Origin of the sequence: Marinitoga hydrogenitolerans DSM 16785 (genome assembly GCF_900129175.1) — a bacterium.
GTDB classification, from domain to species: domain Bacteria; phylum Thermotogota; class Thermotogae; order Petrotogales; family Petrotogaceae; genus Marinitoga; species Marinitoga hydrogenitolerans.
This window is the reverse complement of sequence record NZ_FQUI01000079.1, coordinates 1-1,906: the sequence shown is the minus strand read 5'-3', so window position 1 is coordinate 1,906 and position 1,906 is coordinate 1. Positions and strand designations below refer to the sequence as shown.

Genomic DNA, 1,906 nt, shown 5'->3' with positions numbered 1-1,906 from the left:
AGATTGGTTTTTATATTTATTAAATTTAATTCTGTTAGATTATTTTGTAGTTTTATATAATTATTCATATTCCCCTCTTCATAAGAATATTCTCAACTAACCTCCTGATACTTGTTTTTCCTTAGTTTTTTGAAAATAATATATTTTCTCTTTTTTATTTTAAAAAGAGTTTATTTTCATCTTTGTCATTACAGATTTATTTATATGATTTTCATTGCTTTATTTTTTTTATTACCTCACTTTTTTATTTATATTTTAATATTTTTATATTTCCTCACCATTCTTTTCTCCTCAAATTCACCCTCTTATGTCCACCAGAATCACTTTTTTTGTGTTCTTACATTCCTTCGTTCTATTTGAGGTATGGTGAGCTTGCTTTTTCTCGTGTTCAGGATTTTCTCCTTATGGGGATGTTCAGCTTTTTGCTTACCTATACATATACTTTTTCTGCTTTGTACTCCTCTTTGTTTTTTGCTATTCTATACATTATTCTTAGCATTTTTAATCCTATTGCTATTATTGCTTGTGCCTTTTTTAGTGGATTTTTTTCTCTTTTTCTTAATTCTTCATACTTTTTTTCATTTCTGTATTGTGCCTTTTTCCTGATTCTCCTGCATAGTATATTATTTTCCTTAATAATGGCCGTCCCCGTTTTGTTATTTTTGTTTTTCCTTTTTGTTGTCCTGAACTTTTTTCATATAGGTTCAATCCAGCTAATTTCCTTATTTGTTTCCAGCTTTTGAACCTTTCTATATCTCCTACTTCTCCTATGAATGTTGCCGCTATTATTGGCCCTATTCCATCTATACTTTCTAAGTATTCACTTAATCCTATTTCTTTCATCAATCTTTTCATTTCTTCTTCTAATTTTTCTATTTGTCTTGTTATGAACTCTATCTCTTCTATTAACATCCTTATTTTTATTTTTGCAGCCCTTTGCCCTTCTTTTACTCCTATTGTGTTTTTTGCTGCTTCATATATCTTTTGCGCCCTATTTTTCCAATCTCTTCCCTGGGTCGCTTTTTTTAAATCTTTTTCTATTTCTTCTATCCCTACTTTTTTTATTTCTTCTGGTATCGCGTATTTTTTTATTATTTCTATTGATCCTTCTGAAAATATGTTTTTGTATATTTTGTTATATTCTGGAAAATATTCATCTATTACTGCTATTGCTGCATTTTTTGCATTTCTTCTTTTATTTACTAACTGCTCTCTACTTCTACTTATTATTCTTAATTCTGCATATTCCTTTTCTGGTAAATACACATCAAAAAATCTTCCATCTCGTATTAATCTCCCTATTATTCCTGCATCTTTCCTATCACTTTTTTCTGGTGAATTGTCGTCTAATTCTTTGCTTTTTTTTACGTGATGTGGATTTACTATTACCAATTCATCTCCTATGCTTTTTAATTTTATTTGCCAGGCTAATGCTTTCCAATAATGTCCGGATGGTTCCATCCCTATTATTACTTTTTTCTTTTTATTCTTTTCTTTTGTTTTTTTTATTTTTTCCTCTAGACTTTTTATCCCTTTTATGTTATTATTTATTTTGAAGGGTTTTATTACATCTATCCCTTTGTGATCCATTATTCTTACCCAATGTGTATTTTTTGCAACATCTATTCCTACTATTAATGTCTTTTCATGTATCCTTAATATTTTTTGCTTCATCTTATCGCCTCCTGGTTTTGGTTTTTTCCTCTATTTATATATTACCAGGAGGCGTTCCTTTTTTCAATTCTTATTTTTCCTTACAGGAATGCTCGTATAATTAGTATAGAATAATTATATTATTGTTATTGATTATTATTATTATTATTATTTATATGCTCTTTGAAAAGTAAATATATTTTATTTATATTGATTTATGTGTTTTTAGCTATATATTTTATTATTAATAGTT

1 protein-coding gene is annotated in these 1,906 nt (G+C 27.5%); it reads right to left on the bottom strand.

Translation table 11 applies throughout. The annotated features are described in order from the left end of the window. Nucleotides 1-558: 558 nt before the first annotated feature. Nucleotides 559-1,674, bottom strand: a complete 1,116-nt coding sequence (locus BUA62_RS11220) for an IS110 family RNA-guided transposase (RefSeq protein WP_200782461.1) — start codon at nt 1,672-1,674, stop codon at nt 559-561. Nucleotides 1,675-1,906 lie beyond the last annotated feature (232 nt).

Bases quoted from the DNA above. Each gene is read 5' to 3' on its own strand.
- BUA62_RS11220 (WP_200782461.1), bottom strand. From the start codon at position 1,674: ATGAAGCAAAAAATATTAAGGATACATGAAAAGACATTAATAGTAGGA.